This is a genomic window from Vibrio mytili, from assembly GCF_000830505.1.
In the GTDB taxonomy this organism is placed as follows: Bacteria; Pseudomonadota; Gammaproteobacteria; order Enterobacterales; family Vibrionaceae; genus Vibrio; species Vibrio mytili.
In genome coordinates, this window is record NZ_JXOK01000019.1 from 1 (window position 1) to 20,735 (window position 20,735).

The 20,735-nt window shown below is 45.3% G+C and carries 20 protein-coding genes and 1 pseudogene; 1 reads left to right on the top strand and 20 read right to left on the bottom strand.

All coding sequences use genetic code 11. The features are described 5' to 3' along the window. Positions 1 to 218: 218 nt before the first annotated feature. The gene (locus SU60_RS06670) at positions 219 to 668 is read right to left on the bottom strand and encodes an L-alanine exporter AlaE (RefSeq protein WP_041154830.1); all 450 of its coding nucleotides are present in this window, start codon (positions 666 to 668) and stop codon (positions 219 to 221) included. Between the two features lie 566 nt (positions 669 to 1,234). Here SU60_RS06670 and SU60_RS06675 point away from each other — a divergent pair. Beyond that, positions 1,235 to 1,804: a YecA/YgfB family protein gene (locus SU60_RS06675; protein ID WP_041154933.1), complete on the top strand. Its 570-nt coding sequence runs from the start codon at positions 1,235 to 1,237 to the stop codon at positions 1,802 to 1,804. 133 nt (positions 1,805 to 1,937) lie between these two features. Here SU60_RS06675 and SU60_RS06680 read toward each other — a convergent pair whose 3' ends face one another. From SU60_RS06680 to SU60_RS06770, 19 genes and pseudogenes are all read right to left on the bottom strand, one after another. Beyond that, the gene (locus tag SU60_RS06680) at positions 1,938 to 2,984 is read right to left on the bottom strand and encodes a potassium channel family protein (RefSeq protein WP_041154831.1); all 1,047 of its coding nucleotides are present in this window, start codon (positions 2,982 to 2,984) and stop codon (positions 1,938 to 1,940) included. Positions 2,985 to 3,112: 128 nt separating this feature from the next. Further along, the gene (gene nadA, locus SU60_RS06685) at positions 3,113 to 4,174 is read right to left on the bottom strand and encodes a quinolinate synthase NadA (RefSeq protein ID WP_041154832.1); all 1,062 of its coding nucleotides are present in this window, start codon (positions 4,172 to 4,174) and stop codon (positions 3,113 to 3,115) included. 221 nt (positions 4,175 to 4,395) lie between these two features. Then, positions 4,396 to 5,148 carry a tol-pal system protein YbgF gene (gene ybgF, locus SU60_RS06690; RefSeq protein ID WP_041154833.1) on the bottom strand — a complete coding sequence of 251 codons (753 nt, stop codon included), beginning with the start codon at positions 5,146 to 5,148 and terminating at the stop codon, positions 4,396 to 4,398. A gap of 15 nt (positions 5,149 to 5,163) precedes the next feature. After that, a complete protein-coding gene (gene pal / locus SU60_RS06695) occupies positions 5,164 to 5,691 on the bottom strand; it encodes a peptidoglycan-associated lipoprotein Pal (protein ID WP_041154834.1) in 528 nt (175 codons plus the stop codon). A 30-nt stretch (positions 5,692 to 5,721) separates the two neighbouring features. Next, entirely contained in the window at positions 5,722 to 7,074 is a 1,353-nt protein-coding gene (tolB, locus tag SU60_RS06700; protein WP_041154835.1) for a Tol-Pal system beta propeller repeat protein TolB, read from the bottom strand. Between the two features lie 12 nt (positions 7,075 to 7,086). After that, positions 7,087 to 8,112, bottom strand: coding sequence for a cell envelope integrity protein TolA (gene tolA, locus SU60_RS06705; protein WP_041154836.1), 1,026 nt, complete (start codon positions 8,110 to 8,112; stop codon positions 7,087 to 7,089). 13 nt (positions 8,113 to 8,125) lie between these two features. After that, positions 8,126 to 8,569, bottom strand: a complete 444-nt coding sequence (locus SU60_RS06710) for an ExbD/TolR family protein (protein ID WP_041154837.1) — start codon at positions 8,567 to 8,569, stop codon at positions 8,126 to 8,128. A 3-nt stretch (positions 8,570 to 8,572) separates the two neighbouring features. Beyond that, positions 8,573 to 9,271, bottom strand: a complete 699-nt coding sequence (gene tolQ / locus SU60_RS06715; protein WP_041154838.1) for a protein TolQ — start codon at positions 9,269 to 9,271, stop codon at positions 8,573 to 8,575. Then, positions 9,261 to 9,680, bottom strand: a complete 420-nt coding sequence (gene ybgC, locus SU60_RS06720; protein WP_041154839.1) for a tol-pal system-associated acyl-CoA thioesterase — start codon at positions 9,678 to 9,680, stop codon at positions 9,261 to 9,263. The genes tolQ and ybgC overlap by 11 nt, the downstream gene beginning before the upstream one ends. A gap of 193 nt (positions 9,681 to 9,873) precedes the next feature. Further along, positions 9,874 to 10,176, bottom strand: coding sequence for a cyd operon protein YbgE (gene ybgE, locus SU60_RS06725; protein WP_041154840.1), 303 nt, complete (start codon positions 10,174 to 10,176; stop codon positions 9,874 to 9,876). Continuing rightward, positions 10,169 to 10,276 carry a cytochrome bd-I oxidase subunit CydX gene (cydX, locus tag SU60_RS21275; protein ID WP_006075291.1) on the bottom strand — a complete coding sequence of 36 codons (108 nt, stop codon included), beginning with the start codon at positions 10,274 to 10,276 and terminating at the stop codon, positions 10,169 to 10,171. The genes ybgE and cydX overlap by 8 nt, the downstream gene beginning before the upstream one ends. Positions 10,277 to 10,288: 12 nt before the next feature. Then, a complete protein-coding gene (cydB, locus tag SU60_RS06735) occupies positions 10,289 to 11,425 on the bottom strand; it encodes a cytochrome d ubiquinol oxidase subunit II (protein WP_041154841.1) in 1,137 nt (378 codons plus the stop codon). Between the two features lie 17 nt (positions 11,426 to 11,442). Then, positions 11,443 to 13,029: a cytochrome ubiquinol oxidase subunit I gene (gene cydA / locus SU60_RS06740; RefSeq protein WP_041154842.1), complete on the bottom strand. Its 1,587-nt coding sequence runs from the start codon at positions 13,027 to 13,029 to the stop codon at positions 11,443 to 11,445. A 548-nt stretch (positions 13,030 to 13,577) separates the two neighbouring features. Continuing rightward, on the bottom strand, positions 13,578 to 14,582 hold the full coding sequence (ruvB, locus tag SU60_RS06745; RefSeq protein WP_041154843.1) for a Holliday junction branch migration DNA helicase RuvB: 1,005 nt from the start codon (positions 14,580 to 14,582) through the stop codon (positions 13,578 to 13,580). A 101-nt stretch (positions 14,583 to 14,683) separates the two neighbouring features. Continuing rightward, entirely contained in the window at positions 14,684 to 15,298 is a 615-nt protein-coding gene (ruvA, locus tag SU60_RS06750; RefSeq protein WP_041154844.1) for a Holliday junction branch migration protein RuvA, read from the bottom strand. Between the two features lie 67 nt (positions 15,299 to 15,365). Beyond that, positions 15,366 to 15,886 (bottom strand): annotated as a pseudogene (ruvC, locus tag SU60_RS06755) (crossover junction endodeoxyribonuclease RuvC). A gap of 177 nt (positions 15,887 to 16,063) precedes the next feature. Next, entirely contained in the window at positions 16,064 to 16,966 is a 903-nt protein-coding gene (locus SU60_RS06760; RefSeq protein WP_041154845.1) for a hypothetical protein, read from the bottom strand. Next, positions 16,963 to 18,048 (bottom strand): hypothetical protein, encoded by a 1,086-nt coding sequence (locus SU60_RS06765; protein WP_041154846.1) that lies wholly within the window; start codon positions 18,046 to 18,048, stop codon positions 16,963 to 16,965. The genes SU60_RS06760 and SU60_RS06765 overlap by 4 nt, the downstream gene beginning before the upstream one ends. Before the next feature lie 26 nt (positions 18,049 to 18,074). Beyond that, on the bottom strand, positions 18,075 to 20,633 hold the full coding sequence (locus tag SU60_RS06770) for a WD40 repeat domain-containing protein (protein WP_041154847.1): 2,559 nt from the start codon (positions 20,631 to 20,633) through the stop codon (positions 18,075 to 18,077). Between the last annotated feature and the right edge of the window lie 102 nt (positions 20,634 to 20,735).

A 20,735-nucleotide genomic window follows, 5' to 3' on the forward strand; every position in this document is an offset into this window, starting at 1 on the left:
AGATTCGAACTCTCGATACGTTGCCGTATACACACTTTCCAGGCGTGCTCCTTCAGCCACTCGGACAACTCACCGAATCAAATTGTGGTTAGCATCATTGGCTAACGAGGCGCTAATTTAATGATTATGCGCCCTGTGGTCAAGGCTAAACATAAAAAAAAGCCCTGTTTTTCTGTTGTTTGCTCACTAAGTAACTAAATTGAACAAAACAGGGTCAATTATGCCCCTTGGTAATAACCCGGAACACGGAACCAACGGCGACACATGTCTAGGAAGTAACCATATAAAACGCCCATCCCACACGATACGACTGCGTTACTCGCAACCGCAGTGATGATTTGGTCAGTTGATGCGCCGACGGCCAGCAAAATGCCTGCGTAAACGGGTGATTGGAAAAGCACGTAAGCCAATAAGTCAGAGACATTCTTCATAAACGAAGAAGATGAAACTTTATTACCTTGACGCAGGACCCAGTCGCGGAACAGGCCGTAAGGAAAGGCGATAGCAATATTCACGGGGATCGATAAAGTTCGCGACGCCAGAGACTGCTCAAACGTCATTCCAGAAACGACGATCTCGATGATCATGCCAGTAACAAAACAAAACACTACCATAGCAAACGTATCCGCTGCGGCATTACGAATACAAAACGGTCCGCGAGACTTCATTGACTGCTCTCCAACATCAAACACCACGGTTAATAAATAATTAAATACGTTCAACTGGACTATGGAATACAACCAGTTAATGTCGCTATTAGAACATATTTTATATAGTTTAATATTTCATTTTTAAATTAAGAGTGTAAATTAACCACTACTTTTTAAAATAAAACTAGTGAAATTCACCTATTAGTCAGAATTCGTCCTTTTATTCGTCTAAACTTGTTGATATTACCGGAAGTTTCTTACTTTTTAGACAGTTACAAAATAAGCAACACCAGAAAAGCAGAAGAATATTTGGATATGCAAATGAACAATTAGAGGTTTATGCTAGTAACACCCTAAAATTCGGACTAATAGAAAATGCATAGTTATGCAGTCACTATCTAGCACCGCACTGAATAAGGGGAGTCTGCGTTATAAACCAATAGAGATTGCGTAAATGAATGCTGATTTATGGCTTTATATAAAAAAGGCGCACAAGTAACACTGTGATTTGAGAATCATTCCCTAATGCTGATTATTCCCGTAAGATGGGCGCCGAACCACCCATCAACAATTGGTATTCTATTTTGAAACTACAAGACATTCTTTCTCTTCCAGAACTTGACGGAAAACTACTCAATTTAGCGAAAACTCAAGGCTTTGTAACGGCAATGGCGTCTGCGCCAAATGTTTTAATGCCTCAAGAATGGTTACCTTTCCTTTGGGGTGGTGAAGAGACAGCACCTTTTACCGATGGTGAGCAATTAGAACTTTATATTGATGAAATCGTGAAGATGTGGAACCAAACGCGACCAGACCTCATCAAAGGTACTTGGGAATGGCCGGTCGGCTGTGCGTTAGATGAACAAGATATCGTGACAACGGCAACTCGTGATTTTAGTGAGGGAGTACTACAAGGCTGGCAACTGGCACGTGATGATTGGGAAACCTTGATGCCTGAAGACAGCGAAGACAGCGCTTTACTGGGTGGCGTGTTGCTTTCTCTTACGATGCTCTACGATCCAGAAACCACTATCGAGACGCTGGCAGAACAAGGTATTGAAGGGCTTGAGCAGTTTGAAGAAATCTTTAATGCGATGCCTATGATGCTGTGTGTTTTGACTCAGCGCGGTATTACGCTAGCTGAAGAGCAGTAATCTTCCCCTATCCTCTTTAGCTGAATAATTCCGTTGCTGAAAAACAAAGCTCTCCAACACCGGAGAGCTTTTTGATCGTACTTTATCTCGAGTTTATGGCAAGAAAACTAACCTAAGACCGCTCACCAATGCCTTAACCCTGCACTTTATTGAGTTCATCCCAAGCAAAACCTTCCACTCGCTCGTCCGCGATATAAAACAGTTTGGTGTTAGGTGGGACAACTGCGTTTAAGTCCGGGTTCAGTTCAATACCATTGCCAAAATCAAACGCGATCAAAGTGGCTTGATGATGTTTTTTTATGAAGCCGAATATGTGCTCGACCTTAGTGGTTGGCTGATTACTTGGATAGACGACCGAATACTGAGTCATACCACGTGTCGATGCCAATAACTCTTGGTGCAACGCGCTCGAACCAGGGTCTACTGCCGCTTTGGCTAGCATCTCGGCCCCCACTGCGGGTATACATTCTGCTTTTGGACAATGCTGACTTAATAGGCGGCCTAACGCTTCATCCTTAAAGTAAGCGAGCAAATGGGCATTGGGGTTGACAGAAGCGCAATAGAGAGAAGCAGACAAGGTAATATCGTCGGATAGGTTATCGACAATGATACAGCTTGCGCCTGTGATGTTGGCGTTTTTCATCTCTTGTGCATCGGTGTAACTGGTTACTCTCACAAAATGAATCTCACCAGGTAAAGGGTTTTCTATATCGGATCGGCTGCAGAGCACAATTGGGCGTTTACCAGCTTCTTCATGTTGCAGCATCCTTATCAAGTTCATGGTTCGTTGGCCATTCCAGCCCAATAAAACTATATGATTTTCCACCCGTATTCTCCGTTTACCTAAAATGCCCGCTCGCCAATAATCAATCGCTGTTCCTGCTACCCGCCCTAACAAAGCCGCAAATAAACTTAACCCGCCCGGAATGACAAACAATACCACGACCCATTTACCCAAGTCGGTCACAGGTGAATGATCGCCATACCCAACCGTGCTTGCCGTTACCATGAGGTAGTAGATAAAACTGGAAAAGTTCTCAGTGAGCTCGTTTTCTCCTGCCAGGGTGAGTAGCCCCCAAGACAGGGTGATGTACAACACGCTAATAATGAGCAAGTTACGATTGCTCAATTTAAACAGGTGCGAATTGAGCCACTTTTTTACTACCAGCCATACAGCCATTCGTTTCCATTCCTTAGCTTTGTTTGTTGACGTTAATTGTAATCTATTGATTCTAAGAAACAAAAAAACCAGCCGATTATGACTGGTTTTTGAGATTGTATCTGCTGTTTTGAGATAGCGTCGCTGTTTTATGCGTTGCCTTTGACTTGCAGATTAAGCTGCTCGGCAAAGTCTAACATGCGATTGAGCGGGATAAGCGATTTCACACGTAATGCTTCGTCAACGAAGATTTCGTGCTCTTCTCCGCCTTCGCTCAAGGCTTTTTCGATTGCTTTAAGGCCATTCATCGCCATCCAAGGGCAATGCGCACAGCTGCGGCATGTTGCGCCCGCACCTGCGGTTGGCGCCTCGATCAACTCTTTCTCTGGAACAAGTTGTTGCATCTTGAAGAAGATACCTTTGTCGGTTGCAACAATCATTTGCTTATGTGGGAGCGCTTTCGCTGCTTTGATTAGCTGACTGGTTGAACCAACCGCATCCGCTAACTCAACAACGCTCGCAGGAGACTCGGGGTGAACAAGAACCGCAGCGTCAGGATAAACGCTCTTCATTTTACGCAATGCGTCAGCAGAGAATTCATCGTGCACCACGCATTCACCTTGCCATAACAGCATATCTGCGCCTGTTTTGTTCGCAATGTAAGAGCCAAGGTGACGATCAGGACCCCAGATGATAGGTTTATCTTCTGAATCTAGGTGCTCAACGATTTCTAGTGCGATACTCGATGTAACGACCCAATCCGCACGCGCTTTAACCGCAGCCGAGGTGTTGGCATAAACGACGACGGTATGGTCAGGATGCGCATCGCAGAACTCACTAAATTTGTCAGCGGGACAACCTAGATCCAGCGAGCACTCCGCTTCCAATGTTGGCATCAGAATGCGTTTTTCTGGAGTCAGAATCTTCGCGGATTCTCCCATGAAACGCACACCACCGATAATCAGGGTGCTGGCTGGATGACGATTACCAAACTTCGCCATTTCTAGTGAATCACCCACGAACCCGCCGGTTTCTTCCGCCAAAGCCTGAATTTCAGGGTCGGTATAGTAGTGCGCGATCAGTACCGCGTCTTTTTCTTTGAGCAGTGCTTTGATGCGCTCAATATAAGACGCTTTTTCATCTGCGCTTAACGGAACAGGTTTCGGAGGGAATGGGTAAACAGTGTCGATTTTATCTAGTATGTGGCTCATTGCTCTTGCTCTACGCAACTTCCTTTAATCCGAGTATTGTAACCTCGTTAAATTTTAAAAACCAATATCTATACCCAAATAACCTAAAGCCCGTGATATCAGGAGCGATAGGCAATTGTTAACCAACGATTTAATTGATGACGAAAGGAAAGAAGAAGCGTTGAAGCTAAAAAGAAAAAGGAGCCAAAGGCCCCTTTTCAAAAGTCATATCGTCAAGCGTGTTATTGAAGCTTAGAACCCGCCAATTTAGCAGACGAACTATTTGGATATTCATCAACCACTTGCTGATAGTATTTAGTCGCTTGTTTCGCGTTGTTGTTACGCTCGGCAATATCGCCCAACTTAACCAAGGCGTCAGCACGTTTGTTGGAGTCTTTGTAAGACACCACCGCTGCAAAGCTCTTCGCTGCTTCTTTATCCTGCTTCTTAGCAAAGTACAGTTGACCTAGCCAGTAGTGTGAATTGGCAGAATACGTGGAGTCTGGGTAATCTTTTTGGAACTGCTGGAAAGCAGCAATTGCCCCCGCGTAATCGCGCTTTTTAAGAATAAGATCGACCGCATCTTGGTAAGCAGTTTGTTCATCCGCATTAGAAGTGTACTTACCTTCTGGTGCTTCTGGTTGCGCCTCTTCTACAGCAGGTTTGGCTGTTTTAGCTTCGCTGCGCATACGATCAAGTTCGACAAATAATTCACGCTGACGCGTCATCATTTGTTTCATTTCGTAGTTGCTGCGTTCCAATTTACCGCGCAAGTCATTAATCTCTTGCGACATTTGGTCGATTTGCTCCTGCATACGAAGCTGGACATGATTACGGCTTTGTAACAAGCGCTCTAAGCGTTGTACGTCGCTTTCAGATGCGCTGCGACTTGATGTGCTGCTGAGATCGGATACTGGAGCTGGTGCAGCGAACGAAAGGCTCGCTGCACTTGCCAGTAACGCAAGCGTAACAGCACGCTTGGTGTTACTGAACATGAGGTTTACCTCGAATTAGTATGCTAGAACCGCACGACGGTTTTTCGCGTAGACGTCGTCAGATTGGCCTAGAACAAGTGGTTTTTCTTCACCGTAACTAACGATTGAGATTTGGTCAGCCTGTACACCCAACGCTTGTAGGTAGTTAGAAACCGCTTGTGCACGGCGTTCACCAAGTGCGATGTTGTACTCTGGCGTACCACGCTCGTCCGCGTGTCCCTCGATAGTTACGCTAAATGCTGGGTTCTTAGTTAAGTAAGCAGCATGAGCGGCTAGCATTTCTTCGTAGTCACCTGCAATTGTGGAGTTATCAAATGCGAAGTAAATAGTATTGGTTTCACGAAGAGCTTGCTCTTTAAGCTCTTGCTCTGTCATTTGATCTTGTTGATCAATTGTACTTGCTACCGTTGACTCAACGTAAGCGCCATCGTTCGTTTCAGTAGAACCAGCACCAGACGCTGCATCATCGCTCGAACTACATGCAGTCATTGCCATTACAGGCAGTGCAATCATTAGCCCTTTCAGAACCTTGTTCAGTTGCATTTTATTTTCCTTCATTAATCAAATTTATAACTACAAAAACGGTGACCAAGCAGGCGCTCTTACTCGCCCGTTTGTTGCCGGTAATCTAGCTTTAAATCGTCCATCAATTGACACCATCGATAGTACGTTTTTCTTGTTGTACATGGAGCTATAGATAACCATACCGCCATTTGGGGCTATACTTGGTGATTCATCAAGTAGGGTATTTGTTAACACCTGTAGCGCCCCTGTTTCCAAGTCTTGCTTGGCGAGGTGAAAACCTGCATCACTGCGATTCACCATGACCAGGAATCGGCCATCTGGAGTGACTTGCGCACTCAAATTTTGACTGCCTTGCCAAGTCAAGCGAGTGGTTTCACCGTCGCCCAAATTTACTCGATAAATCTGTGGGTTACCACCCCTATCAGAGGTAAATGCCAGTGATTTACCATCTGGGTACCAAGATGGCTCAGTGTTATTTGATCTGCCACGCGTAATCTGAGTAAGCTGTTTGGTTTTTAGATCAAACGTGTAAACCTGCAACGATCCGGTTTTAGACAACACCAACGCTAACTTACTGCCATCAGGCGAGAAAACTGGCGCCCCGTTATGACGAGGGAAAGCGGTGATTTTTTCTCGTTTACCGGTATAGATGTTAATTGTATGAATTTCGGAGTTTTGATTCTCAAAGGTTACATACGCTAAGGTTTGACCATCTGGTGACCAAGAAGGTGACATTAGTGGCTGTCGAGAACGCAGCACCAATTGCTCATCATGACCATCGTAATCTGCGACACGTAACTGGTACGGGAAACGGTCTTGTTCGTTCACCACGACGTACGCAATTCTTGTCATGAACGCGCCGCGATCACCTGTCAATTCTTGATAAACAAGATCGGAAATCCGATGCGCGTAGTGACGCATACGCGGTGCACGTACTGTAGCAACCTTGTTGAATAACACATGATCTTTCGAAACAACAACCTGACCATCACTGCCCAAGCCTTGACTCTGACCTGCGGTAAGCTGACCACGTACAACATCAATCAGTTGGTAGTTCACCACATAATCATTTTGGTCGTTTTTAGTCACGGTTCCGGTTAGCAACGCATCCACACCTAAATTCGTCCAAGCGTCAAAATTAACTTCAGACTCATTAAATGGCGTTTGTGGCATCTTACTCGTCGGCACAGGGCTGAATTTACCACTGCGTTGCAAATCAGAGGCAATAACCGCCGAAATATCCGTAGGAAGCGGTTTCGTCCCTTCCCATTTAAACGGAACAACAGCAATAGGTCGTGCTGACTCAATACCATCGGTAATCACCAGCTCTAATGCAGCATGGGCTACATTCGTTACACTGCCGAGCAGTACAAACATTCCTAGTAAAAGGCGTCTAATCACGTTTTATTCCTTTTAGTCCAAAGCAACCGTTAAGTTGATGTCTTTTAATTTCTCATTGACTGCAGCTTCTGACGATTTCGGGAAGGTCCCTACTTGAGTAATCGCACTTTTCGCCGCAGCACATACTCGCGAGTCCCCACCAAGCACAGTAACACCAGCGACCATCATGTCGGTTCCAGTAGGAATCAGTTTGATGTTCACTCTACACTCCTTTCCCAGCAAGTAGTCATCCTTAATCAACTTTTGCTGGATATTCTGCTTGTATATGGACGACATACGACCGAGCTCACTGTCAATATATTGATTACGAGCCGCAGAGTTTTGCGCCGCTTCTGTCTCTAACCCAGAAAAGATGTCGTCGAGTGCCGCTTCCTGCGCTTTACGTTCTTTTTCAGCTCGTTCAGCGGCTTCTTTCGCTTTACGTTCGCGTTCTGCTGCCTCCTTGGCCGCTTTTTCTTTCGCGATACGTTCTTGTTCTGCTTTGGCAGCCGCTTCTTTTTCACGACGCGCTTTTTCTTCCGCCTCTTTTGCAGCTTGTTCACGAGCTAAACGCGCTTGCTCCGCTTTACGCACGGCCTCTTCTTTGGCCTTACGTTCTTCTTCAAGCTTAGCAGCTCGCGCTTTTTCTTTGCGAACGCGCTCTTCTTCCGCTTTGCGCTCTTGCTCTTTTTGCTTACGCGCAATTTCTGCTTCTCGAGCGGCTTTTGCATCCTTCGCTTGTTGCTCTTTCAACTTGCGAATTTGTTCTTCTTCAGCTTTGCGGTTTTTCTCTAGCTGTTCAGCTTCACGTCTGAGCTTATCAAGACGATCTTGCTCTTTTTTTGCAGCCCGCTCTCGCTGTTGGCGGATTTCGTTCGCCTGCTTCTTTACCAGATTCGGATCAATTACCACCGCCTGGACCATCTGTCCGCTTGGTTCAGGCTCTGACATATTGAAGTCTGTCCCCCAAAGCAGGGCAGCAACAAGAACCGCGTGCAAACCCACCGATATCGCTATCGGTTTGGCGTATTGGTTGGATTTCTTCTTTTTCTCTTTCATAGATATATGATGTCTATTCCCTGATATCGGTCATTAAACCCACTTTAGGGATGCCAGCACGGCTTAATTCATCCAGTAGCAGGACGATGTCCGCGTATGGCGTTGCAGCATCTCCCCCCACCGCAACTGGTGAATCCGGTTTGATGGAACGTTCTGCTTTCACTCGGACGATCACGTCTTGCAAAGAAAGACCACGTTGCACTTCTTCGTCGTTCACGCTCAATCCCAAATTACCATCACGATCCACTTCGATAATGATAAAGCTGCTGTCGCTTTCACCCGCTAGCTCTTGCATGGATTCAGCCGTAGACGTTTTTGGTAGATCGACGTCTACGCCTTGCGTTACAAAAGGTGCTGTTGCCATAAAAATGATCAGCAGTACTAACATCACGTCGATATACGGGACGACGTTAATCTCTGCGGTCATTTTGCGCTTTTTAGGTTGATAACCCGCCATGCTTTATTCCTTATCCGCTATGTCTCGGCCTGCCATCGCTTGGCGGTGAAGGATGCTGTGGAATTCTTCAGAGAATGTGGCGTAAGTATGCTCAAGCTTACTGACTTTGTTGCTGAGGCGGTTGTATGCCATTACCGCAGGGATAGCAGCAAAAAGGCCCATCGCCGTTGCGATAAGGGCTTCTGCAATACCCGGTGCAACCATAGATAATGTCGCTTGCTTCACTTCGCCCAAAGCGATGAACGCGTGCATAATACCCCAGACTGTACCAAACAGGCCGATGTAAGGGCTGATAGAACCGACTGTCGCCAAGAAAGGCAGACTGGTTTCTAATTCGTCAACTTCACGAGCGACCGAAACGCGCATTGCACGACCGGTACCTTCCATAATGTAAGCTGGCGAGTTAGCGTTACTTTTACGCAGGCGTGCAAATTCCGTGAAACCAGAGTAAAAAATTTCTTCTGTCCCTGCGATTTCGTCTTTACGTACTTTCACCTTTTGGTACAACTGAGAAAGATCCGTACCTGACCAGAATTTATCTTCAAATGATTCAGCGTCTTTGGATGCTTTAGACAATACTTTACTGCGCTTGATGATCATCGCCCATGACGCGATCGACATGCCAAGTAGTGTCAACATCACCAGTTTTACCAACAGGCTGGCCTGAAGAAAAAGGTCTAAAATGGAAATATCAGCAGTCACTGTTTGCTAGCTCCGAATTAATAAAAGTTGGAATGGCTATTGGTTTCATTTTCTTATTATCGATACATGCTACCTTAACAAGTGCCTTGCACAATAACACCCCTTCATCATTGACCAACTCCTGACAGAATTGTAAAGAAGCACGTTTTTGCTCTGACACTCGGGTCAATACTGTCAACTGTTCGTCCAGCTTTGCGCCTTGTTTGAAATCGATATCCATGTGTCGGACAACAAAGCCTATGTTTTGTTCCAACAACACGTGTTGCGAAATCCCTTTTGCACGCAGCATTTCAGTGCGCGCGCGCTCAAAGAATTTTAAATAATTTGAATGATATACAACGCCGCCCGCGTCGGTGTCTTCATAGTACACGGTGATCGGCCAACGGAAGGAATTTGATGTGCCTTGCAAGAGAATACCAATATGTTCAGTTTGTTAAGTTCGTCAGCCATTACTATAACTTAAGCAGTAATAATTGGTACTGAGTGAGCAGAATATTTTTGATTTTTGTAGAAAAAATTAAAGCCAGACAAAATGTCTGGCTTTTATTTGATGACTTGACCGTCAACTCTCATTCATGTTGTTTCGTTGAGTAAGTTTCGCTCTACGAGAAATAAAGTACCGTCAAGTAAAGTAAGATAGCGAGTGAAATGTAAGGGCTAAACAGAACTTGCCAGACCCAATATCTCGGTTTAAAGCCAACGCCAAAGACCATGCTGGAACAGATCGCCCAAATCAGAGCTGGCGCGATCAAGGCATTAAAGCCACCAATTGCCTGGCTATACGCCTCTGGCTCCCACATCACTAATCCTACATGCATAAAGCCGAGGATGAGGGATAAGACTCTCAACAGAGTCTTATCCATAGGTTGGTGTATTGCCGCTATCTTGTCAGCGAGATTACTCACTGTCTTCGTCCATCATTTCTGAATGCTCTAGCCAAAGAGCGTTGATGATACCGAATGCACAAGCAAGTAGTACACCTAGAATCCATGCGAAATACCACATAGTAAATGCTCCTTAGTAAAGTGAGTTTTTGTTGTCTTCAATGTACTGGTCATCCAAGCGACCAAACATCTTGTAGTATGTCCAAGATGTGTAACCCAGGATGATTGGCACCATGACAATGGCAACCCCCGTCATTAGGTTTAGCGTCAGCTCTGATGACGTTGAATCCCACATTGTCAGGCTGTGGCTAGGCACTAAGTCTGAAGGCATAATGAATGGGAACATCGCAATACCTGCAGTGAAGATAACACCAGCAACCGCAAAGCTTGAGAAAATGAACGAGAATGCGCATTTTTCAAAGCGAGATGCTAAGACAGCAAGCAATGGCATAACCACACCTAGCAAAGGGGCAGCCCATAACATTGGGTAGGTTTCAAAGTTCTTCATCCAAGCACCCGCTTCACGAATCACTTCTTTGTTTAATGGGTTCGATGCTGCACTTGTATCGATGCCACCGACGATGACGTAACCATCAATATTCTGAATCCAGAAACCAGCAGCAACAAATGTCGCGATAGTCAGCAAACCTGTCAACTGAGCCACGTTACGTGCACGAGTATGTACCTCACCCGTCGTCTTCATTTGTAGCCATGTTGAACCTTGCATCAAGATCATGAACAAGCTAACCAAACCACATAACAATGCAAATGGGTTAAGTAGACCAAAGAATGAACCGTGGTACGTTGGCATCAGGAATTCGCTCAATTGGAATGGTACGCCTTGAAGCAGGTTACCAAACGCAACACCAAAGATAATTGGTGGAACAAAGCCACTGATAGAGATACAAATATCCCAGTTGCGACGCCATTTTGGCTCTTCAATTTTCGAACGGTAATCCAGCCCCAGTGGACGTAACCATAGCGCAGCAAGCGTCACAATCATCGCGAGGTAGAAGCCCGAGAATGACGTTGCGTATACAAGTGGCCACGCCGCAAACAGCGCGCCACCAGCGGTGATAAGCCAAACTTGGTTACCGTCCCAGTGCGGCGCAATGGAGTTAATCATCACACGACGCTGCGTGTCGTTTTTGCCGATAATAGGTACAAGCGCACCCACACCCATATCGAATCCATCTGTTACTGCAAAACCAACTAGTAGAACACCGATCAGTACCCACCAGATGAATCGCAAGATTTCGTAATCAAACATTTTGTTGTCTCCTTGTCTTACGCTTCTACTTGGCGGCTAACTTTATCTGCAACAGAGTCAGCGTTTTGCTCGAAGTGGTAGCGACCTGTTTTCAGGCTGCTTGGTCCTTTACGAGCGAATTTCACCATGAGGTAAACTTCTGCGATCAGGAATGCAGTGTAAAGCGCCAAAATAGCGAATAGTGAAGTCAAGATTTCGCCAGCGGTCAAAGCCGAGGCGGCGACATGTACTGGTAGAATTTCACCTACCGCCCATGGTTGACGACCGAACTCTGCAACAAACCAACCTGCTTCGATAGCAATCCACGGAAGCGGAATACTGAATAGCGCGGCTTTAAGTAGCCATGGTTTTTGCGTAATTTTTTGACGACAGGTTTGGATGAATGCCAAGCCGAAAACAAACAGCATGATGAAACCACATGCCACCATGATACGGAACGACCAGAACAGCGGCCACACAGTTGGGATAGAGTCATCTGCGGCGGCTTGAATCTGCTCTTCTGTCGCATCAACCACATTGTCTGTGTAGCGTTTTAGAAGTAGACCATAACCAAGATCGCCTTTCACTTCATCGAACGCCGCCATGTTTTCTTCAGATTTATCACCCGCACGAAGCTTCTCTAGCAGCTCGTAAGCATACATACCTGTACGGATACGCTCTAAGTGTTGTTCGTGCAGATCACGCAGACCGGTGACTTCTTTATCAATCGAGCGCGTTGCAATAATACCCATTACGTAAGGGATCTTAATCGCGTAGTCTGTGTGCATCTCTTCTTGGTTTGGAATACCGAACAAGGTGAATGCGGCTGGCGCTGGTTCAGTGTGCCATTCAGCTTCTACCGCTGCGAGCTTCACTTTTTGAACTTCACCAAGCTCATAACCTGATTCATCACCCAGAACGATGGTAGAAAGAATAGCGGCCATACCGAAAGAAGCCGCAATAGCAAATGAACGACGAGCGAACGCAACATCACGACCTTTTAATAGGTAGTATGAACTGATGCCTAGAACAAACATTGCGCCACAGGTGTAGCCAGATGCCACTGTGTGTACGAATTTAACCTGAGCAACTGGGTTGAATACCACCTCAGCAAAGCTCACCATTTCCATTCGCATGGTTTCGAAGTTGAATTCTGCCCCAACTGGGTTTTGCATCCAGCCATTGGCAATCAGAATCCACAGTGCGGAGAAGTTTGAGCCCAAAGCGACTAACCAAGTCACGGCTAAGTGCTGGCGCTTTGATAGACGATCCCACCCGAAGAAGAACAGACCAACAAAAGTTGACTCCAGGAAGAACGCAACCAGAGCTTCAATCGCGAGCGGTGCACCGAAGATGTCACCGACATAGTGGGAGTAATATGACCAGTTCGTACCAAACTGGAATTCCATGGTAAGGCCGGTTGCCACACCAAGTGCAAAGTTAATACCGAACAGCTTACCCCAGAACTTGGTCATGTCCTTGTAGATTTGCTTGTTTGTCATTACGTACAACGACTCCATAATGGCCAAAAGGAAGGCCATACCAAGGGTCAATGGTACGAATAGGAAGTGATACATCGCGGTAAGCGCAAATTGCAACCGCGATAGATCAACTACGTCAATCATGGTAACTCCTATGTGTCGGCTGAATGACACTCTCTACATATTGCAATCCATAGTCAGGTGTTATTCACACTTGAAATATGTTGAATTGTCACAACTTTTTGTTGCGAAAATGTACTTCGTTGGTTAGTTAATTGTTAAGCATCAGCTAATATAGCTGGGGCTAATATTACTGGTAAAATAGGATTGTTTCAAAAGGTTTATAGGCAAATGTCGCTTTGATATAGATCAATGTCGCAACGTGAAATCTGAACAAAAATCCATCATATTGATCCAGATCAATAGTTGCTGGTTGGTGATGTTACGATATGGTAATCAGAAGCGAAATCAACCAGTCTCAAGTAAACAATGAATTAACAAGCCTTGTTTTTTTATTACTTCTTAAGTGGTAGATAATTTTTAAGGAAACGTGATATCAATCACTAAAACTAAAAAACTGAGCTAAAATGCTCAGTTTTTCTGGAGAAAACCTATAACAAATCGAACAAATAATAAACGATCCGTGTGTTGCTTTTCAATTGCACGTTGTAACTTTTCTCAATACTCTGTTTTTACTTTTCAATACCAAAGTGAAGATAAGCTCGATCGGTGGCAATTCGTCCGCGTGGTGTCCGTTGCAAGTAGCCTTGCTGAATAAGATACGGCTCAAGAACGTCTTCAATGGTGTCTTTCTCTTCACCTATTGCAGCGGCCATGTTGTCTAAGCCCACAGGGCCTCCGCCAAACTTCTCCATAATGGCAAGAAGAAGCTTTCGGTCCATATAGTCAAAACCCTGAGCATCGACATCCAGCATGTTAAGTGCTTTATCGGCCATATCCGCACAGATATGTCCATTGCCTTTCACTTCCGCGTAATCTCGTACACGACGCAACAAGCGGTTTGCAATACGCGGCGTTCCGCGAGCACGACGAGCCACTTCTAAAGCGCCTTCTGATTCCATAGACAAACCTAAGCAATCGGCGCTTCGCTTGACGATGTCTTGTAAGTCTTTAACTTTGTAGTACTCAAGTCTCTGGGTAATGCCAAAACGGTCACGCAATGGTGACGTTAACGAGCCTGCTCTTGTTGTGGCTCCAATTAAAGTAAACGGTGGTAAGTCAATTTTAATCGAGCGAGCCGCTGGTCCTTCCCCAATCATAATATCTAGCTGGTAGTCTTCCATCGCAGGATACAACACCTCTTCAACCATTGGGCTTAAGCGGTGAATCTCATCGATAAAGAGCACGTCGTTTTCTTCTAAGTTGGTAAGCAACGCCGCCAAATCACCCGCTTTTTCTAACACTGGGCCTGAGGTGGTACGAATATTCACTTCCATCTCGTTTGCCACGATATTTGCTAACGTTGTTTTACCTAACCCTGGAGGGCCAAAAATTAGCAGATGATCTAATGCTTCATTACGTAACTGCGCCGCTTTAATAAAAATTTCCATCTGATCACGCACGTGATCCTGACCTTGATAATCGGCGAGTTTCTTGGGACGAATGGCGCGATCAATAACCTCTTCGTCTTGGAATGTTGGGTTTTCTGGAGCGATTAAACGATCGGCTTCAATCATCTTGTTACCTGAGAGAATGGTTAACTTAAAAAATGGTTACATTGGGCATGTTACTATCTAAGCCACATGACTACTTAAGTCATGGTTACCTTAGACAGGCATCACACCATTGATTTTAACGCATCACGGATCATCTCTTCACTGCTCATATCCGGTTTGGCAATTTGAGAAACCACTTTTGAAGCTTGTGTTGGTTTATAACCCAACGCGAGTAAAGCGCTTATGGCTTCTTCTTCCGCATTATTGGATGAAGAAGAGGCGGAATCTGCTGGAGCAGCATCCGTAAATGGCGTAAATAGGTCACCTGCGCCCCACCCTTTCAGGCGGTCTTTCATTTCGACAACCAAACGCTCCGCCGTTTTCTTTCCGACACCCGGAAGTTTTACTAATGTTGATACGTCTTCACGTTCAACACAATTCACAAACTGGCTAGCTGTCATGCCCGAAAGGATGCCCAAACCCAATTTCGGACCCACGCCGTTGGCTTTGATCACTTCACGGAACAGAGCGCGCTCGTTTACGGTGTTAAAGCCATAAAGTAGCTGAGCATCTTCGCGGACAACAAAATGAGTATATATGATCGCTTCTTCACCGATATTTGGCAGCTCGTAGAAACAGCTCATTGGCATTTGAACTTCATAACCAATGCCATTAACTTCAATTAAAACTTCTGGTGGTTGCTTTTCAAGCAAGATGCCGCGAAGACGTCCAATCACAATAGATACTCTTATGAAATAAATTTTCGACAGGATAATAAATAACTGGATAGACATCCAGTTAATTTTATCGGTAACGCCCTTTTCGGGCACTGGTGGCTTTACCCGCTAACGCCACTAAAGTTTTGTTGGTATTCGCATGACAAATAGCTACACCGAGGGCATCCGCCGCGTCAGCTTGTGGTTTTGCTGGCAACTTTAGCATTTGCTGCACCATGTGCTGAACTTGAGCTTTGTCTGCCCCACCCGTTCCGACCACCGCTTGTTTAATCAAACGCGCAGCGTACTCATAGACGGGTAAGTCCGCATTGACTGCTGCGACAATTGCACTACCCCGCGCCTGCCCCAATTTAAGAGCAGAGTCGGCGTTCTTCGCATGAAGACTTGTTCAATCGCGAACACATCCGGTTGAAACTGGGTAATGATTTCCGTAACACCGGCGTAGATTTGCTTGAGTCGACCGGGTAGTTCTTTTTCTGAAGTACGAATACAGCCGCTGCCGAGGTACTGTAGGTGACGACCTTGCTGACGGATGACGCCGTAGCCGGTTATACGAGAGCCTGGGTCGATACCAAGAATAATAGACATGTAATAATGATCAAATTTGTGTTTTCTATACGGCCATTGTATTGACTGAAAAGCGGATAGAACACCCATTTCTCTGCTAATCACGAAAACAAGACACGAATCGAGTAATAAACCAGCACAGCCACAGGCGCTATTGACTGTGACTTGCCTCTATTAATCTTATCTATTCAACTAACCTTATGTATTCAACGCAGCCTGCTTAAACGGCTGGTAAAGATCCCGAATACGCTCTGTCTCTTCCGAATCACCAAACAAAGGTTGGATATATCGTTCAACGTAATGTTCCGCCTCAACAATGTGGAAATCAAAACACCATTGCTCAAGTGCGATCTGGTAGTGTTTAATCAACGTGTTAACATCCGTAGGATCATTGATATCAATCTGAGCCGCCTTGCTTGACCAACGCTCATCTGGATAACAAATAAAACTCGCCAGATGATGAGCAAGTATACGACTGACCTGCGGATATTGCTTTTGCTGACGATACAAATTGGTCAGCACCCGAGAGCTAAAGCGATCGGAATAAGAACCATCTTTATACTTGCCCAACCCATTAAACAGAGCAATGGCAGATTGAAGGTATTGTGGCGCATACATAGCGATTGCAACCGCGGCCATAAAACCCAGGTTGACGAGGTCTGAGTAGCTCATCAGTTTGCTGTCAGGCAGTGATACAAAAATCGTCACCCTGTCAACAAAGTCGACTAACTGGGGAGCCAGTTCCGGGTGAGATAATGCCGCCCGAGCAAGGATAAACTCTGACGTGCCATGGTCTTTACTGTTCAAATTAACCGCGAGAGCGTTGAGATCTTTTTTTACCTGCTCGGCCCAAGGGACATTCAGCATTCCGGACACTAACTGCTTACTCAACAATCTGTTGTTTTGCGTGAAGCGTAACTTAAGTAGTTTATTTCTATCGGTGTCCTGTAAACATAATGCTTCGGTCGCCGCAATGTCCTTAAGCAGCTCTTGATTAAGGTGAGTCAATGCTTGCTCAATCGATGACGGGTTTGCGACATCAACTTCTAGGTTAAATACTTTTTTATGCGATGCAAGGTGGCGAACAAGCTTTGTAATCATGCCACTACCTCCTTTTGTGCATGGAAGTCATGCATCATAACGAGTGCTGACGAGCCATGGCGCACGAGGACTCGGCTCATATCAGAGAAAATCTCATGTTTTGCCGCAATCGTCCAACTGGCCATATTCAATTCACCTTTTTGTATCGTCGTCCAGTGGGTTTTATATCTGTCGTTACCATCATCCGCACCTATCCACTGTTGACCGGACGCCCATTGTTCGATACATACGCGATAAACCGCATCAGGGCAGGCATCATTCACCTTAAATTTATAGCCGTACATCAACTCGGTTTGCTGTGGCAAATTGTTAGTTTGTTTAACGAGAACAGCCTGCGCAGTATCGACGACCCGACGCTGCCGATAATCATATGAGTCACCTGGATCATAGATCCCATATTCCACCAGATCCAACACCAGAACTTTGTCTTCAGTATGATGGTGGTCTTGTTCATAGATGGTCAGTGTCTCGCTGAACAAAACCTCATCACTGAATGCGTCAAGCAATTCAAATCGCCAAATACCATTAATGTAGCCATTGCTTTCCTTACCCTGAATGACCAGCTCGACCGTTTGTCCATCGACAACATTGATTTCTCGCTGAACAGAGAAAGGTTTAAACAATCTATCCTGCTCTACATTTTCTGCACCGTGTTCACGATAAATGCGACTTTTTAGCTTAATACTCGGTTTAATATTCGTCCTCGACTTAACGCCCTGACTCAACTTAACACACTGATTCAACTTAATATCTGGGCATCTAACGACTAAATGATATCCGATTGTCGTGTCATCATAGTTAATAACGGCTTTCTTATCAGCGGGATGATGCGTACCAAAGAAGCCACCAAAAGCCGCGACATTGATCTGACAAGGTTGAACTTGTGCAAAGCCGATATGAATCATCTGTCTGGCGAGTAACAACCTTTGGTCGAGGCTGTATACTTCAAACTCATATAAACCTTCTCGGCGTTGCAGCGCGGTAAACGGGTCTCGTAGCATTAAAGTCTGACCATGCTTACCTATCGCCTGCCACTCTGTTTGGGTCTTCCCGTCAATGTCAGGATGTTTAAGTTTAACCACAAATCCTTGAACGGTACGTATTCCTTTCACACGCAGAATAAAATCCACCCCGACGACGGGTAAGGATTCATCTTGGTGATACCACTGGGCGGGACAAGTATTCCCTTTTCTCCTTGAACCCCGAATTGCTGTATCTCAAGTAAGGTGCCATATTCGTCATTGCTAAAGCTGCCCTTACGGCGGTTTACTTTTGGCCCAATCGCCGTATCCCGAACTCTGCCCGATTGATATTCTGGTTCTCCAAGCGGTTCTCTGTCTAAACCCAGCTCAGAACCGACATCGTGCATGCTGATTGAGTAGTCATCAAAGCTGTAGAAAATGCCTTTCTCTGCATCGAGATAGTTCTGAGTCAACAGTGGGCCATCCGAACCGTAAATTCGGACCAAGTGCTCGCCAGTGCTGACTCTGTAGATGTCGCGGACATTATCTTCACTAATAGTCGCAATCACATACTCATCACACTGAGAAAACTCATAGGCATACACAAAATCATCGTTACTCAATCGAACCAGACATTCTCCCGTTCGGAGATCCACCACGGATTGCTTGTAAACCAGCCTTTGACCATCAAACGAGATGGCAAATTCATCACTGCCGATTCCAAAGCGATATGGCAACTGAACCGTTTTTTCTGCGCCTGTGGTTAAATCGACAGAGATGAGTCGATCAGTGCTATCCAAATCGATAACCTGAGAGTAAAGCGCAAAATTACCCGTCGGACTTAACTTCAGCGTCTGGCCTGGTATGTGCTCAAACCGGCATCGCTCCCGTCCTGAAGCAAGATCGATCGCAACAACGGCATCTTTACCCTCGACCTTCACATCAAATAAATCCGCGTTTAAGTCTGCATCTTCGTCCAACTCTTGCGTAATGCCAATCAGTAAAGTACGCCCATCCGCAGAAAGCTCAAACGGGAGGTGAGATTGAAACGCATTTAAACGAAATGTAATGACAGGCAGAGATTGCCCTAAGTGCCAGCCTTGCAACAATCCCTGCTTCCAATCAAGCGTCGCAAAATGGACTGGGCTGTGCTCTTTAGGTCTTAAGGCATAAGCAACAGCATACAAACCATCGTCTGGGATTGGCCGAAACGATACGGGGGTCATGGTGTCGGATTGGGTGATCGTCACATCATCATCCGATTGGCTAATCAGATAAGAGACTCCGAGATAATTCACATAGGCAAAACTGTTCACGTCATGCAGCGAAAACAAAGGCTGCGTGACCCGGACTAGTTGTGCCTGGTCACGCAATTCGCAAAACGATGAATAGCCGTAACAAACCTCAAATGCCGGCTCAATAATCCCTTCTAGGATGCCACGCAGATTATTTGCTACCCGAACCTTCAATTCACGGCGCTTAGTCAAAAATTCAGCGGCATTTTCTACTGATAGCTCTTCACCAATCAGAGCGAGAGCTAAGCGATCATAAAAGTCATTGTTGCAGTATATGTACAGATCATCTTGGCTAATTTCTTCCAGCGGTTCTTCTTGCTCTGTACATTCTTTAATACAACCGTGCAGTAAATGCATGAAGTCATCATCTTGCTGAATATCGGTCAGTGTGGAGAAGCTCGCAGAGCTATAGCAAACTTGCTCTGCACGAATGATATCGCTGGCGCAAATCAGAAGCTGCTCTTCAATAAAATCGGGATCTGATAGCTGTGACAAATACCATTTACTAAACGGCGGACAATCGTTAGAGTTGCCAGACATGCGATGCGCAGTCGCTGGATACAAGTATTTGAGATAAGGAGAATCGGGATAACGCTCTAATAAGTGATTGACCAACTTTATCTCTGGTAAATGGTTATACCAACGATAGGTGAGACTATAACTGTCAATATAATCAATAATATACTTGTCACTGATTTCCAACAGCGCAATGTACGGAGCGTCAAACAGCTGAACTTGGTCCGAGTAATAGCGTAGGTCGCTCTCGCTCCCCAAGTTCATGTTGTACTCGTCGATCAGCTTTACGTACTTCAGTACTAACGCTATTAGTGCTTCGTCCTGTACCGCACAGCGGAATAATTGGCTGCGACGCTTTTGTTGCCACTCATCGTAAAAGTAGCGTGGCGCATATTCACTGTTTAGAGACTGAAAGTAATGTTGTTCGGTTTTGCCCGCAAAGTCATCAACCGAGTCCTCGGCTAAATCAAAGAAGGTATAAAGAATCGAACGCTTGGCGCAGACTTGGCGTACATCCCCACTTTCTATATCCGCAATGAGTTTTTGTAGGGCCAGAATCACGCTATTGCGGTCTTGTGAATGGTAGACGACTTTATGGACACTATTGCGCCCGTAATGCCGCTCAAGAAAATCAACCGCTTGCTTGCAAATCGGCTGCATCACCGGATCTTGCTGTAGCAGCGTGACTGCCTGGTCATAATATTTTTTGACTTGTTTTAATGATTCGCAAAATTCAAAGAAGCACTGCCATAGTTGATTATTATTTTGGCCACCTTCAATTTGGCTTTTTTGCTGATGAAACTGATAAAGCTGAGTGAAAGTGTCTGATAGATACTCTCTACTCTCTTGAAGCTCGAATATACAAGCCTTAATGTTGACTGTGTAATCTGTCACCTGATACCTACTGATGATGCGAGTAATGATAGTTATAAAGTTAGGAATATGCTTTGTAAGCATTTGATTTAAAATGCACTTAAGCTAGCACCGAACGTTAAA